Source organism: Spiroplasma gladiatoris, assembly GCF_004379335.1.
Lineage (GTDB): Bacteria > Bacillota_I > Bacilli_A > Mycoplasmatales > Mycoplasmataceae > Spiroplasma_A > Spiroplasma_A gladiatoris.
On sequence record NZ_CP038013.1, the window covers coordinates 782,668 to 798,979 of the forward strand.

At 23.2% G+C, this 16,312-nt stretch carries 12 protein-coding genes; all 12 read right to left on the reverse strand.

Translation table 4 applies throughout. From position 1 onward, the window contains the following. Positions 1-179: 179 nt before the first annotated feature. The 12 genes from SGLAD_RS03470 to SGLAD_RS03525 all read right to left on the reverse strand — a co-directional run bounded on the left by SGLAD_RS03470 (position 180) and on the right by SGLAD_RS03525 (position 16,248). Positions 180-1,247 carry a hypothetical protein gene (locus tag SGLAD_RS03470; protein ID WP_134297656.1) on the reverse strand — a complete coding sequence of 356 codons (1,068 nt, stop codon included), beginning with the start codon at positions 1,245-1,247 and terminating at the stop codon, positions 180-182. A 246-nt stretch (positions 1,248-1,493) separates the two neighbouring features. Continuing rightward, positions 1,494-3,518 (reverse strand): ABC transporter ATP-binding protein, encoded by a 2,025-nt coding sequence (locus SGLAD_RS03475; protein ID WP_134297657.1) that lies wholly within the window; start codon positions 3,516-3,518, stop codon positions 1,494-1,496. Between the two features lie 35 nt (positions 3,519-3,553). Beyond that, positions 3,554-4,198, reverse strand: coding sequence for a hypothetical protein (locus SGLAD_RS03480; protein WP_134297658.1), 645 nt, complete (start codon positions 4,196-4,198; stop codon positions 3,554-3,556). 62 nt (positions 4,199-4,260) lie between these two features. Further along, entirely contained in the window at positions 4,261-5,559 is a 1,299-nt protein-coding gene (locus SGLAD_RS03485; protein ID WP_134297659.1) for a hypothetical protein, read from the reverse strand. A gap of 76 nt (positions 5,560-5,635) precedes the next feature. After that, positions 5,636-6,373, reverse strand: a complete 738-nt coding sequence (locus SGLAD_RS03490) for a class I SAM-dependent methyltransferase (RefSeq protein ID WP_134297660.1) — start codon at positions 6,371-6,373, stop codon at positions 5,636-5,638. Positions 6,374-6,446: 73 nt separating this feature from the next. After that, on the reverse strand, positions 6,447-7,127 hold the full coding sequence (gene mtnN, locus SGLAD_RS03495; RefSeq protein ID WP_134297661.1) for a 5'-methylthioadenosine/S-adenosylhomocysteine nucleosidase: 681 nt from the start codon (positions 7,125-7,127) through the stop codon (positions 6,447-6,449). After that, positions 7,120-8,235 carry a nicotinate-nucleotide adenylyltransferase gene (locus SGLAD_RS03500; RefSeq protein ID WP_134297662.1) on the reverse strand — a complete coding sequence of 372 codons (1,116 nt, stop codon included), beginning with the start codon at positions 8,233-8,235 and terminating at the stop codon, positions 7,120-7,122. The genes mtnN and SGLAD_RS03500 overlap by 8 nt, the downstream gene beginning before the upstream one ends. Beyond that, a complete protein-coding gene (locus SGLAD_RS03505; protein ID WP_134297663.1) occupies positions 8,232-9,089 on the reverse strand; it encodes a Cof-type HAD-IIB family hydrolase in 858 nt (285 codons plus the stop codon). The genes SGLAD_RS03500 and SGLAD_RS03505 overlap by 4 nt, the downstream gene beginning before the upstream one ends. An 84-nt stretch (positions 9,090-9,173) precedes the next feature. Further along, a complete protein-coding gene (locus SGLAD_RS03510; RefSeq protein WP_134297664.1) occupies positions 9,174-10,901 on the reverse strand; it encodes a hypothetical protein in 1,728 nt (575 codons plus the stop codon). 91 nt (positions 10,902-10,992) lie between these two features. After that, positions 10,993-12,363 (reverse strand): ISNCY family transposase, encoded by a 1,371-nt coding sequence (locus tag SGLAD_RS03515; RefSeq protein WP_134297665.1) that lies wholly within the window; start codon positions 12,361-12,363, stop codon positions 10,993-10,995. 458 nt (positions 12,364-12,821) lie between these two features. Continuing rightward, positions 12,822-15,383, reverse strand: coding sequence for a hypothetical protein (locus tag SGLAD_RS03520; protein WP_134297666.1), 2,562 nt, complete (start codon positions 15,381-15,383; stop codon positions 12,822-12,824). 145 nt (positions 15,384-15,528) lie between these two features. After that, a complete protein-coding gene (locus tag SGLAD_RS03525; RefSeq protein ID WP_134297667.1) occupies positions 15,529-16,248 on the reverse strand; it encodes a hypothetical protein in 720 nt (239 codons plus the stop codon). Positions 16,249-16,312 lie beyond the last annotated feature (64 nt).

Sequence of the window (16,312 nt, forward strand, 5' to 3'; positions counted from 1 at the left end):
ATAAAGTACCCTTCTATTAATATATAAAAATTAAATGCACAATTTAATTAAAAATTGTACTATTATTTTATATAAAAATTAAGGTATTAAAAAAAATATCATTGATAATAAAAAAATTTTTAAAATATAATAAAATTTTTAAATAAAAAAAATCAACAAATTAATGTTGAAATTTATTGTTATTCAAAATTCTTGATGTAAAGTTCGGATAAATTTACAGAGTTATTATAATAATTATTATTATATGCACTTATCTTAATACTGAAATAATTTTTTAGTTTATTTTCTTTATAAGCCGCTTTAATAGAAATATATGTGGAATTATTTAATCATTGTTCAGACTTATTAGTATCATTCAAATTAAATTCCATAAATTCTTTTGAATCATCAGTTGTAGACTTTCTAAACAATAAACTTACACTTAAATTTTTTAAATTAAAACTATTTATGTGTTCATCATCAAAATATAAAAAGAATTTTTTATAAAAACTATTTACAATATCGTTTACAAATTTTGAAGAACCATCACTTAATTTTTCATAGTCACTTAAATTAACATCTTTTTTATTATTTTCTGGAGTAATTAAATTTCCATTAAGCATAGATAAGTCTTTTTGTTTGTTTAATTTGCTTGAATCTCTTTGTCAAAAAATCATTAGATTGTTTGTAGATAGCTTGCTTAAGTTTAATTCAAATTCTATTGACTCAGGAATAGCAAATAAATTCCTTCCAGTTTCTTGTCCAATATCATAAATTCTATAAAAATCATAATTCATTCCATAATCTTGGTAATAACCTTTAGTTGGTTCTGAAGATTTATATGAAAGTGAAAAGTATTTATCTATATATAGTTCATTTTTTAAAAAATCAGTTAATTCTTTATCACTTTGAGAATCGATAATTTCATAAAAAGATTTTTTAAAAGATTCCTTTGCTTTATCTCAAAACATATTATCTAAAAAACTTTTTCCATAAAATAAATTATCAAGATTTTTTAAAAAGACTTTTTTATCACTTTGGATAAAATCATATCTAAGATAAATAGCTTCTTCATTCTTGCTTAAATAATTCTCAGCATTTTCAGGAATATCAGGTAGTTCGAAATAAGCCATCAATTGATCATCAACTAATTTAAAACTTTTAATAATAATAGCATTAACATCTTTAGAATTTTCATTAGTTACAACCTTAAATTTTGCGTTTTTATTTAATAAATCAGCAATAGATTCTTTGCTTGGTGTACCCAATTCTCTAATATTATAAATATATTTAAATTGACCTATATAATGACTTGGACCTCTAAATTAATTATTACTAGCAGCATTTGGGTCACTACAAGCAATAATAGTACTTATTGGCATAACAAGAGATATAACACTCAATAAACTTAATAATTTTTTCATTATTTACATCCTATCTTTTTCTTTTCGTTAATATATTAGCACAAAAAAAGAGGTAAAAAAATAGGTTAATCTTATCAATTAACCTATTTTTTAATCCATTAATCCAGCTTCATAAAGTTTTTTAAAGTGTCCATCTTGTTTTTTAAGTTCTTCAAATGTTCCAATTTGAACAACTCCTTGGTCTCTTCCTAAAACAATGATTTGATCACAATTTTTTATTGTACTTAATCTATGAGCAATACTAATTGAGGTTCTTCCGACCATTAACTTATCTAATTCTTTTTGAATTTCTTTTTCAACAATATTGTCTAAAGCACTTGTTGCTTCATCAAGAATTAATAGTTCAGGATCTTTTAATATCATTCTTGCTATAACTAATCTTTGTTTTTGGCCACCAGATAACATCATTCCACGTTCTCCTAAAATAGTGTTATATTTTTCAGGTCATGACATAATTATTTCATCAAGATTAGCTTTTTTACATGCATCAATTACTTCTTCATCAGTTGCATCAAATCTTCCGTATTTTACATTGTCAAATACGTTACCATACAAAATTTGGGGTTCTTGTTCAACATAACCAACTTTATCTAGATAACTTGATAAGTTTAAATTTCTTAAATCAGTGTTTCCATTAATTAAAATTTGTCCATTACTTGGATCATAAAATCTTAAAAGCATTTTTGCAATTGTAGATTTTCCAGCACCAGTTTCTCCAACAAATGCATAACTTTTTCCATGTTCAAATTTAAATGAAAATTTAGGTAAGATAACTTTTTCTGGTTTTTCAGGGTAAGCAAATTCAATATCTTTAAAAATAATATCTCCTTTAATTTCTTTAAGTTTTAATCCTGCTTCTTTTTCATAACTTACATCTAAAATTGATTTAGATTTAATAATCTCATTTATTCTAATCGATCCAGCAGAAGCTTGTATTAAACCAATTATTAATCTTGTTATTTGCATAATTGGACCAACCATAGTTCCAATTCCACTTATAAATGAAGATAAAGTAATTGCTAAGTAAGCTGGTGTATCATAATACATAAGTGCAGCTGCAACAACTATAGCAACTTGAATTGAACTAATTCCAACTGTTATTACAGTAATAATACTTGATTGAGTAGCGATTAAAGTTCTTGATTTTTTATTATAATCAATATGAATTTTTTTAAAACGTTCAGTTTCATAATTTTCTGTTCCACTTGCTTTAATTAATCTAATTGTAGCGATTCTATCTGTAACATCACCATTAATATTTGTAATTGATTTTCTTACTCTTAAAGCAATTTTTTTTACAATTCCAAAAGTTGTTATTAAAACTCCAAAAATAGAGATCATTAATAAAACTACAACACCAGTTAATTTTAAATCAATAGTTGATAGAGTTGCTATTGATCCACAAAATGTAAATAATGCCCCCATAAATGTAACTGGCACTTGTTGAGCTTGTTCTCCAATAGTTTGAGTATCAGAAACTATTTTTGTTAAGATTTCTCCTATTTTTTTATCAGAATAATAGCTCATATCTTGTTTAACAAGTCTTTCTAAAGCTTTATTTCTCAAATCAATTTCAATATTTTTGCCCATTATTCCAGCGATAAATTGAGATAAGTAAGTAGTTATACCTAATAAAATAAATAAAGCAATTTGTACATATATTCAATCAACTCAACCTAAATCTAAATTACCTAATGAAGTGAAATAATTTTTTGAATTACTAATTAAACTTTCATCGTTATTAGAAAGTATATAATTTGGGTCACCTTTTAGTTTTACACCTGAGTTTGATTTATCTAATAAATCATTTAAATCTCCAATACTAAAATTACCTTTACTTACATATTGATGAAATAGTAATAATGCACTAGTTGGCACTAATAAGGTTTTCATCATATATTGAATTATTTTTGGTCCTAATACAGAAGTTGCAGAAGATATTGCAGCAATTAAAATTAAAATAATTGCTGTAAAAATATGAGTTTTTAAGTAATTACCAATTATTGCTAAAAAATTACTTTTTGGTTTTTTCTTAAAATATTGTTTTTCTGATTCTTTTGTTTCTTTTAAGTTAGGATCATCTAAACTTTTTTCGTTTATTTCTTTATTTTTCATTTTTCCTCCTTTTTATGTTTGATATTTAAAAAAAATTATTTGTAAATATTTCCTAAATTAAATTTCAACATTTTTAAAAATAATGTTTTAAAGTACTTAATTGATAATTCATTTGTTATTTTATAAAGTTTTATTATATTTTTGATTAAATTTTTAATAACGATTTTAAATAATATTGTTGAGTTAATTGATAATGTAATAAAATTTTTAAAAATTAGTTTAAAAATTTTAATGTTAAATTGTATAAAAGAAATAAAGAACTCCACTATGTTTACATAAATAAAAGCTAAAATAAAAGATAATAAAATTTGATTTAAAACAATCGAATTCAAAAATTGACTTATATTATCATTTGAACTTGTTAAACAAAATATTATTAAAATTGAATACAACAAAACAACATTAATTCTTTTAATTTTATTTTTTTTATTAATAATTTTATTTAAACGAATAAGAGTTTTAATATCACATTTTAAATAATAAATTATTAAATTTATTATAGTGTTAATATGCAAAAATACTGAATTTAAAATAAATAATAAATACATTCAAATTAAAAATAAAATTGCTAAATCATGTTTATAAAAAATAAACAAAATAAATGGTATTATAGAAAGTAGTAAAAGCAAAATAATAAAAATCAATTTTATTATTTTTTTATTATTTTTGTTCACTTTCATAATTTCACCTCTAGATAAACAAAAAATTATATCTTTTGGAGAAATAATTTTTTGTTAGATTGCTATTGAATAATAATTTCATTAATTTTATCACAAAATATATAATAAGCTTCTGAACCAACATCGACTAACGCATCTGTTAATTCATCATCGGTTTTATAACCATTTTTAAAAACTTGTTTAAAGTCAATTACAAATTTTGAAAGACTCTTTTCAAACCCTACTAAAATTTGTTTTTCAATATTAACATCAACTTTACTATCACCAACTAAATTAAGTTTGTAAACAAATCCATTTAATAATTGTAAACAATAAAACTTATACTTAATAATTGCAAATAGTTTGGCTAGCATAATAATTTTTTTAGCTTTAATATTTCCATAAAGTTTTATAAAGTCCATTTCATTAAAGTTAAAAAATAAACTTTCGATTTTAATCAATTGATCGTTAACAGTTAATAGTAAATCTTTTTTTATAAAATTTCTTTCAAGAGTTTCAAGTCAAACTTTAACTACTTTTTTGTTTTTATCGATTTGTTTTTGTAAGTACTCAAATCTACTTTTTTGATTTGTTAAAGAATCAAAACTTCAAAAACAAGTGTTTTCTAATATATTTAGTTTTTTGTTTTTTAAATCAGGAGTAATATTTATAATTGGTTTTAAAGGCACTAAATCATCTTTATTTTTAAAAGTATCATCTGGATTTTGAATTTTTAAATAATCAGTTTTAAATTTTTTTTGTGCTTCAATATTTACACTTGTAAATGATATTGCCAATATTGAAGATAGTAATATACTTACCAATGAAATAAACACTGATATTACTCAAAATGAACTTCAATTTAAACTATGATGATTTCCAATATTATTTCAATAATCTTTTGCAAAACTTATAAGCTCAAAATTTTTTGTAAAGTTATTATATTCAAAAGCTATAGTTGAAAAATATATTATCATTGAAAAGTTAGAAATGATTATAAAAAAGTTCAATATTAAAACTATAATACTTAATATAAAAATTGGATAATCTTTTAATCTCACTTGATTATCTTTTTGATTTGAATATTTAACAATATTACTTATACAAACATATATCATAAATACTGCAACAGCTATTTTAAAAAAATTAATAACTGTGTGTTCATTTATTCCGGATTGAAGTGTAATTTGTTTGTTAATCAAATCTTTTATATTTATATCTTCTAACATATTTACAAAAGAATTATAGTTAAACATCGCTAAATCTTGATACATACAAAAAAGAATTAGAAGTATACTAAAAACTAAAACAATAATATTTTGAGAGTTTTTAACATTAGTTTTTTTTGCACTACTACTTGTTTTTGCAACTAATTTATTCATTCCTTTATATTCCTTACATTCTCATACTATTATTCTAATATATTATTTATTTTATTTAGTTGTTTTTTTAATTAAATTAGTCTTTTTTAGCAATAAAAGTTATTGTTTTTAAGTTTATAAGTTTATTATTGTTGTAATTTTTAATAACATAAACTTCTTTAAAACCAATTTTTTCAAGCATAGATTTAAATTCTTCAACACCATATCAACTTAATTTAACTAATTGAGTTTCTAACAAAGTTTGTCTATCATAATATTCGATTTTATTAATTGTATATTGATAAAATCAATCTATTTCTTGATTGTAATTTTTTACATTTAAATTTAAATTAGGTAAATGATGTTCCATTGAATGAGATGATCCTTTTTTAAATTCAATAGGCAAAATTAAATCTATTGCAATACTTCCTTTTGACTTAAGACTTATAAAAAAATTATGTAAAACTTTTAAAGCGATTTGGCGATTTTCTAATAAGCAAAAACTAGCATTTGGCATAATTATAAATTCATAATATTCAGGTTTAATGAAATGTTCTAAATCTTGATCAATTAAAGTACATTCTAAATCATTAATTGCTAAATTTTTATTACAAATTTCTAGCATTGATTTTGATTTATCAATTCCTTCAATATCAATTTTATATTTTAAAAATGGTATTAATAATCTCCCATTCCCTACTCCAGCTTCTAACACTTTTCCTTCAATAGGCATTAAAAGATTTTTATAAAACTCTAAATCACCATCAATACTTGTTCCTGGTGGTTTTGTAAAATCATATAAAACACTACTATAATTTTCATATTTATTATTCATAAAAAAATCTCCTATAAGTTGTATTTAAACTTCTATAAGAGATTATATTAAATTATTTAAATATTTAAAATATTTACATAGTGTATTTTTTATCTTTTACAAATGTTATTAAATCAATTGCTAATTCTTTTTGAGCTCTATTTAAAATTTCACTAAATTGATACTCGTTTGATTGATTTGACATTGTATCACTTACAATTTTAAATGAAATGATTGGTTTATTTAAGTTATATGCAGCTTGAAAAAAACCAGTACATTCCATATCAACAACATCAATTTTATCTTTTATTTGAAAAATAAATTTTTTAACTTGATCGTTTTTACTAATAAAAATATCACTAGTTGCAATATTTGTGTATTCTACATTAATTAAACTTTTAAATTCACGATTAGCAATTGAATCGCTAGTAAAATATTCTGGCATTTTTGGAATTTGACCATAAGCGTAACCAAAACCAGTTGTATCTGCTGCTCCATAATACGCTTTGCTAACTAATAATTTATCTAAACGTTTAAAATCATCACTAATACATCCAACCAAACCAGAATTAATAAATAAATCAATATCATACTCACTATTGATAAATGTTAAACAACTTGATGCATTTGCAATACCAATTCCACTAATCGAAATTATAACATTGTCTTTTTTGTAAACTAAAAATGGGTCTGAATGAATTTGTTCTGCTTCTAACAAACCTATGAAGCTTTCTGCTTCTTCTTCCATAGCAAATAAAACACAAACTTTACTCACTTTTTAATTCCTCCCTAACTCAAAAATTATATGCATCAATTAATTTTTTACCAATATTTTCAATACCATGAGTTTTTATAGACAAATCGTATTGATTTTTTAATAATGCAATAAATCCTAGTTTTAAATCTTTATACACTAATGTACGTAATTTATCAACACCTTGATATGTTCTTTCTGAAGAAACTTTATCTGCACAAAAAACTATCATATCTAAAGTTGACATTTCTCTATCACCAACTGTGTGTTTGAAAACTGCATTAATAATTTCTTTATCATTAAATAATCAATCTCTTTTTAAATGAAACGCCCCAGCAAATGAATGTCATACTGGTTTTGGTTCACTTAATAAAGTTTTATCATATTGAGATATTATTTCAATTGTTTCTTGTTCGCTTCATCTCTTTGCAATATCATGTAATGTTCCTGCAATTAAAGCTTTTTGTAAATCATAGTTATTTAAATGCGCGATTTTTAATGCTTCTTGTCCAACATTTAAAGAATGAAAGTATCTTTCTTCATCCATTTTAGTTTCTAAACGCTCATATAAATATAGCAATGAGTTATTAATATAATCATTTACGGTTTTTATTTGAAGGTTTAGTTCTTTTAGATTTCTAATTTTAGTAGAACTTAAATAGTTATTGTCAAATTCAAATGTTTCTAGATTGTACTTTTCAATAATTTTATTATTAATGTGATTACAATCCCTTATAAAAACTTTAAATTTTATTAATTTAATTAGGTTTTCAAAATGATCTCATTTTTCAAAAGAATCAAGTTGATCAGATCCCATAATAAATGAAAAATCAAAGTTGGGATAGTTTTTAATATAATGCAAAATAGTATCATAAGTATAACTTCTAACTGTTTTTCTAATTTCAAATTTTTTTACTTTAACATAATCTAAATGTTTAACTGCTAAGTCAATCATTTCAAGACGTTGACTTACACTTGAAGTAGAAACTGTTTTAAATGGGTTTACATATGCTGGTAAAACTCAAATTTCATCAAAATCAAGATTGTATTTACAAGCTTTTATAATATTTACATGATCTGTATGAATTGGGTCAAAAGTACCTCCAAATATAGCGATTTTCTTCATTAATATATATTAATTAGCTCTTTCAAATATTTTCCAACTCCATTTTGATCAATACTATCTAAAACATGTTTTGCAACTTTTTTTAGTGGTTCAACTGCATTGCTAACACAACTTCCGTTATCTGATAATTCTACCATTTCTACATCGTTGTTGTTATCGCCAATTGTATGAATATCTTTAACATTTATTTTGTATAACTCAGCAAATTTTTTTAATCCAAATGCCTTATTAACACCATTATTCATAGCATCAACTAATATTCTATTTTGCATTCTTGTTGTTGGAAATGATAAATTTAATTGACTTAATAAATTATAGGTTTTATTTACTAAGGTTTCATTTCCATTATCTGGAAAAGAAAATAAAAATTTAACAGGTTTAAATTTTTGCTCAATTATTACTTTTTTTAACTCAACTAAGTTTTCAACAAAAACAATATCTGGTTGTAAAGTTTTTTCAAAATTTTTATATAAATTTTGAAAGTATAGTGCTCTTTCTGCGTTTTTTGGTGCTACTAAGTATTGTGCTGAATAAAATAATAAATCCAAATTATTATCAATTGCAAAATCAATAATTTTTTGACTAATACTTTGATTAATTATACTTTCAAATAAAACTTCTTTGGTAATTGGATCTGTAATAGTTGCTCCATTACATCCGATCAAAGGTAAAGTAATGTTTAATTGGGAGATATATACTTTTGTTGTTGCAAAAGTTCTACCTGTAATAATCATAAATTTAGAATCACTTTTTTCTTGATAATTTAGTATATCTTTAATAGTTTCGTTTAAGATAGTAAAATCTTTATGTTGAACAATAGTTCCATCCAAATCACTTGCAACAAAAGGTAATTTCATTTTATCCCCCTATTCTTTTATTATTAGTATTATACCCCATTATCACTTAAAAAATTAATGTTAAAGTCTTTAAGGATAATATCTTTATTTTTTATAAATGAAGCTTGTTAAAAAATATTCTAGAGTTGGATAAGCTACAATAAATAATTTAATATTATTATCTAAAATTACTCTAGGTTCAACTTGCAATAAATCGTTAACAACAAGTACCATTGCGAAATTTGCATTTTTTGGTATTTTTAATTGTTTTATAATTTTTTTATAATCATTAAGTATAATTGATAATTTTGGTTTGACAATTCTATCAATAATATTATTAAGTCCTTTATAAACTTGCAAACCACATTTATAAATATCATACGGTTCAGGAGATTGGTTAAAAAAATTATTTATAAAAAAATAACAAGTATTTATGTTTTTTTCATAAGCAATAGCATCAACATGACTAATTGATGCTTTTGATTTTTTATTATTAGATTTAGGTTCGAATAAAGGAATGTCGTTTGGTTTATATAATTCAATTACAGAGAATCTTTTTTTAACAACCTTTAATGTTTCATACATTAATTCATTAAGTTTTTTATTCATTTGTTGATTGAAATCAGATAAATAAGGTTCTTCAAAATTCATTCAATTTTTATGTGCATAAAAATTCATATAAATCATTTCAGCAAAACCTAATATAAATGAGGTTTTTCTAGAGTCTTTAAAATATAATAAACTTTTTTTATAAACACCATTTTGATAAAAATCTTTATAAATATTTGATTTTTTAGTTTGATCATTAATATAAATCATTTTTTCAATAATAGTTTGAACAAATTCAAAACTAATTTTGTTATGATATTTTTTTAATAAAGTGTCATAAATACCATTAATATAACTTTCATATTCATAAATATTATAGTATTCAAATGAAGACAAAATTATATTTACTATATCTAAATAATCATTTAAAGATAATTCTTTAGTAAAAGCAACAGAATTATAGATATTTTCACGATTATCAACAACACTTTGCTTTAACTCTTGATCCATTCAAATGTTATAATCACTTATAAATTCTGTTTTTTTATAGTTTCTTAGTTCATCTGAACTTCTAAATAAATTACTAAAATCTAAAGGATTTAAAACATTATAATTAACTTTTACAAAAGTTTCACTTTTTTGATCTAAATACAGATTGTAACTATTCATTTCTTTTGCTTGCATTGCATAACTTTGCATTCAAATAAGCATAAATAAGTCTTTATAAGCTTTTAAATCATATATTTTTTGATCAACAAAATTATCCATTTTAGAAAAATATAATAAGTGCTCAAAATCATTCTTAATTATTGCATAACTTCATGAACTTAAAGACTCAAAAAATGTTCTTAAACTTTTTAAATATAGACGATAATTATATTTTTCTTCTCCAAATTTAAAGACTTTTAAATCAACATTAAATTTACTACGATTAACAGTTGTTAATAATACAAATTCTTGAGCTAGTAGTCTTGAACCTAAATAAATCATTGAGCAAATAAAAGCATTTCCTGATTGAATCTTTTTTTGTTCACTTAGTTTAATAAAACCAGATTTTGCATCTCTTATATGTGAACTATAAAATGAAATTCTTTGAAATATTTTTTCTTCTAATTCATAGTAAAATTCTTTAATTCTATACTCATTTTTTTTTAATAGATCAAACATTATTTTAATATCATTATTATCAATCCCAAAATAATCAAAATAGTTTAATTGTGAATTATAATCATAAAAATTTCCTCTTCCAGAAAGTCTTTGATAATATCTTTTTGTTGAGTTCATCTAAACCACCTATTTACTTGTTTTTTTAATTATACATTATTTGTAAATAATATATTTATTTAAACTTTTTATTAAAAAATACTGTCAATAACTAATTAATTTTTCCTAAAACTTTATTTTTTGAGTTTTTATAAAAGATTCAATTAGTATACTTTCAAGGACTGCTTGTTTTTATTGGCTTATAAATTTTATTTATCTCAGCCGGGTTTTTATCTTCATACACCTCTTTATAAGTAGAATTTTGTAATACTTCTAATAAAGGCATTCATTCGCTATATGAGTTTGAATATAGTTTTCCGTCAAATGTCTCAACAACCATTATTTTTGTTTTATTTTTATAAAAAACTGGTTCTCCATTTGAATGTGGAATATAGTACTTATTTTGGTATTTTATAGTTGAACCCTTATTTACGGTTCTTTCAAATCTTCTAGATAAATAAAAATCTATATTTTTAGTTTCTTCAAAAAATCTAAAAGAATTAGTGATATTCTCTATTTGAAGGGAAAACTGTGAATTATATTTATCTATATATTCATCTAAAAACGAATTAGCTTGGTTTATAGTTGATATATTATTTTCTTTAAGTTCCTTTGGTAGGCGATCTTGAAGTGTATTTCACAACCTTTCAATACGGCCTTTAGTTTGTGGAACGCTAGATGTTGTTAATTTTATTCCTAAGTTGTGACACAAAAATCCGTATTGTGTTAAGGAGTCAGAATGTAGATCTGACTCCTTTTCTTTTGGACTTCAAAATACCGTTCTTTTGTCTGTCAATATTTCTTTAGGAATCCCATAGTTAAGAAAAACTTTCTTTGTGATATTGTAATAACCCATAAGAGTTTCTTCAGTGTCAAAATATAAAGCCAATATTTTGCCAGTAGCATCATCAATAAAACCATGTAGATATCATTTTTCTTCTTTAATTCAGTAATGTACAGAAGCATCTGTTTGCAACCTTTCTCCAAACTCAGTTTTTCTATGTTGCATTGGATGACTATTTTCAATACTTAATAAAGTATTTAAATATTCTTTTTTTTCTATATTTTTTATATTTTGATTTTTTAAACTGTAAGCTATTTTTTGTTTAATTATTTTTTTAGTTACTTTATGTATTCTTGGAGAATACATGTTATTTTCCTTTAATAAACTAAGTAAATATGTATACGAAACTTTTATATTATAATTTTCTAGCAACTTTTCTTGAAAGTGTTTGTAATTGTAGTCACAAAATTCATCTTTATATAATTTAATTATTTTTTGACTAATATCACTGCTTATTCTTCTGCAAGACAATCTGCCAGTGTTCTTATGAATAAAAGCTATGTAACCATTTTTTTTATATTTATTAATTAATATATTTACATTTCTAATTGTTTGACATAACTTTATAGAAGCTGACTCTTTTGTTATTTTTTGATCTATAACGTCTTTGATAATTTCCATTCTCTTTTTTTCATTCATATTTAAATATCTCCTCATTTTAAACCTCCCAATAAAATAATTATAGTTTGGGAAATTTTAATTTGTTATATATAAGGAAAATATCATATGTTATTGACAATATTTATTTAAACTTTTTATTAAAAAATACTTGCATATTAAAATAATTAGTGATATATTTATTTTGTCCTTTAGGGCACACTTATGGGGCAAATACTTTAATACATCACTTTCATTTAGTATTTGTTAAACAACATCCTTTCTTTCGACTCGACTTGTATCTCCGTCCATAAGTGTATAGTTGATATAAGTCTTATTCATTACTCATTCATATCTTTTTAATTATTAGTAAATCAACATTTATATTATGTGAAAACATACTAAATAATAAAAAAAAGCGTTCTACTCAAACGCTTTTTTTTTGCCAGAATTCAAAAAAAATAAATTAAAAACCACTATTTAAAGTGGTTTTTAATTTATTAAAGTTTTGGTTTTTTGGAATTTTCATAAGCTTGTTGGTTAAAATCTTTATTTTTATCATTGTATCTTACTAAATTATCTCAGTATGATGAGATTTTTCCATCATCATTCATATATATTTTTAAGTTAAATACAAAATCTGTTTTTTGAATTTTAGGATCTTCACCTTTTCATCAAGTTTTTTTATTTAAATTCTTATAATCTCCATAAATTTCGCCATAGTTATTTAAAATTTTTGAGTTAAACTGAATGGTGATATTAGCGTTAACACTATTATTATTAAATCCACTTAAACCGTCACTATAAATCTTATCATCAAAGTTTGATGCACCACTTCCAATGCTATTTACTAAAGTTGCATGGAAAGGAAGTTCTAAGTTATTATCTTTTAACCTTTTTAAATGTTCTGCAAATGCAATATCATCATCATTATGCTCTGAGATTTTATTAAAAATTGCTTTTTGAATAAAAGGGTCATCTGTTGCATTATAATGTTTCATAATTTTATTTCATATATAATTTCCTTCGCTATCATAAAAATCTGAAGAAAGGTTATATGATCATAAATTCCTATTAATTATTTTATCTCTGGTTGTATCACTATTTTGCAATTGATCGTTTAAACCAACTAATAAAATATTTTCAATTCTATTATCAATTTCATTTGTCATTATATTGTTTAGATGACGTATTCTTAAATTATCACCATTGTTGTCAACATTTTTATTTTTGTTAGTTAATAACTCTAAAAACTCAGATTCGCTATTTACATCACTTCCATCAGTTTTAACAAAAGGATCTACATAGAAATTACCTTCATTTGATGTGTTTTTTGAATCAATTTCTTCTTGATTACTTAGAATAAAATGTTTTAACATAATTGATATCCTTGTATCAATAAATACATTCTTAAACCCAACATCGCTAATAAACTCATTATCATTGATTCAATTTGCAAATTCATTTATATTACTTGAAGGCATTTGTAAAAGTTTTTTTGTATCAGGGTCATATCAATATTTGGCTAGTTGTTCAGTATCATTTAAATCTTCTTTAATAATTGATTTATAGAAGTAATTCATTCTAAATAACGAAGAAAAGTTTAGACCAAAATATTTTAAGTTAGATTCGCTTGATAAGACATTGTCTTTAAATGTTCAATCCTTAGGATCTTTGTTATTTTCAAAATCATCGAAATTAGTTGAAAAATTATGCATAGTAAGTTTGAAGTCAGTTGAAGTGAAGTCTTTTTGCTCTCCACCTTCAGCTTTTAAATCTTTACTTGCTCAAAATACTTCATCCATTTTTTGATCAATATCTTTTATTTCTTCGATTTTTACTAATTTATCACTATTTTTTTTACTAATATCATTGAAGTAATTTGCTAAATCTGTAAATTTATTTTTTGAAGCTTCTTCTGTTTGTTGTCTTGCAATTGATTTTGAGTTTGTTATTAATTGTTCAAAGAAGTAGTTTCACGCTCTTTCGCATTCAATTCTATCTTCATCTAAAATTTCTTCAAACCCTTCAAATTTATTGTTTCTTTTTATTAATTCAATAAATACAACAGAAAACACTTGATTTCTCATTCGATTATTAATATCAATTATATTAGAAGATTCAGACAATATTATTGGTTTATCTTTTAAATTTTGAGAAACTTTATCTTCAATTTCTTGTTTTTTATCTTTTAAAATTTTATTAATTAACAAAGAATTAATTAAAGTATTATTTACAAAATCGCTAATTGAAGGAGAATAACCAATAATTGAAGCAGGTAAACTATTATCTTCTTTATCAAAGATATCTGCTAATCTAATTAGTTGTGAGCAATTTGTAAAACCTTGATAAATCGCTCCGCTGTTTTTTGTGTGTGGGTGAGTTGACGCTTTAATTGGTTCAATTGCTGTTGGTGTTTTTCCAGTTTCTGGATTAGTTCAAATTGCGCCTTTAGTAGATTCACTTTCATCAACACTTGCATCATAGTTAACTGCAATTTTTCGATTAATATTAATTCTTGCAAAATAAGGAGCATCTAACGGGTTAACTCAACCTTCTAACTTATCATCTAAAAAGGTTACAGAAATTGATCATTCATCATTTTCTAATCAACCAGCTGCATTTCTTCCAAATGCTTGCTTTTCGCTGCTTGCTTTTACTAAGTCCTTAACATTTCAACGAGATGATTGTCATTGCAATTTTGAGTTTAATCAATCAAAACCAGGTACTTTTTGAGCAATTTGAGTTAATAGTTGATTTGACATTATGTATGTTCTGATACTTGAAGTCATAATACTTGCTGTAAGTTTATTACCATATTTTATAGCATCATATAAGCCAAGTGCTTTTAACATCAATTCTGCTTTTTCAAAATCAACACCAGAACCAATTTTTACTCCATAATCTACTAGCTTTTGCGTATTTAAAACAGTTAAAGAAAGAATTTTTTGATTATCACTATAATCAAAAGTCATACCAGCTCCACCTTTACATGAAGTTGTTAATGAAACAAAACTTGTAGTTAGTAAAGAAGACATTAATAAACTTAATATTTTTTTCAAAACCAGCACCTATCCTTTCTTAAATTATAACAAAAACAATTTATTAATTTTTTTTTAAATTACACTAAAAATGTTATGTTTCAACATATACATTAAAACCTTTACTTAATTTAATTAGATAATTACTAATTATTTGTAAAGGTTTTTATTTATTTTTTACTTTTTTTTCACCCATTTTTGAGATTTTTTCAGCTCTTCTTTGTTCTTTTTTTTCTTGCATTCCTGCCATAACTTTATTTCATCATTTTATAAATTGAATGTATAGTCATTTAATTCCCATTCCTATTGCTCAAAAAACAACAATTATAGTATAAAAACATCCAACTCCATAATATAAAAATGCAAAAATACCTGCAACGTGTTGAGCATAATTTTCACTAAAAGTTCCGGGAACTGCATAAAATGTTTGATGAGGTAAAATTCCTCCACCACCCATATAGCTCATTAAACCAGGAATTATTATAAAAACTGCTGCAAGAATACAATAATGAAAAAATTTAGATCATTTTAAATATTTATCTTTTGGTACATTGATAAATTTGTCACTTAATCACTCTTCTATAAATCATCTTGCAAAAGTAAAGTATAAAATCGGGATTAAAATAATCATTGGTATAAGCGAAACTCCTGCTGCAAAAATAAAACCATGTGCAGAATTTGGTTCTGAAACACTTTTAGCAAACATTCCTGTAAACCCAAAAAAATAGTAAGTAAATCCAGATTCTGTGTGAGCAACAATAATACTAAAAATTAACATAATTATTTGAAATAAAAATAAACTTAATAAAGAAAATGATAATCAAAATATTTTATATAATCTTTTATATGGTTTAAGTTTAACTATAAAATTTGAAATTTTTTTCATATTTGCTCCTTAACATATTTATTTTAAATTATTTTTGTTAGTTAAAGCAACAAATTATAGATAT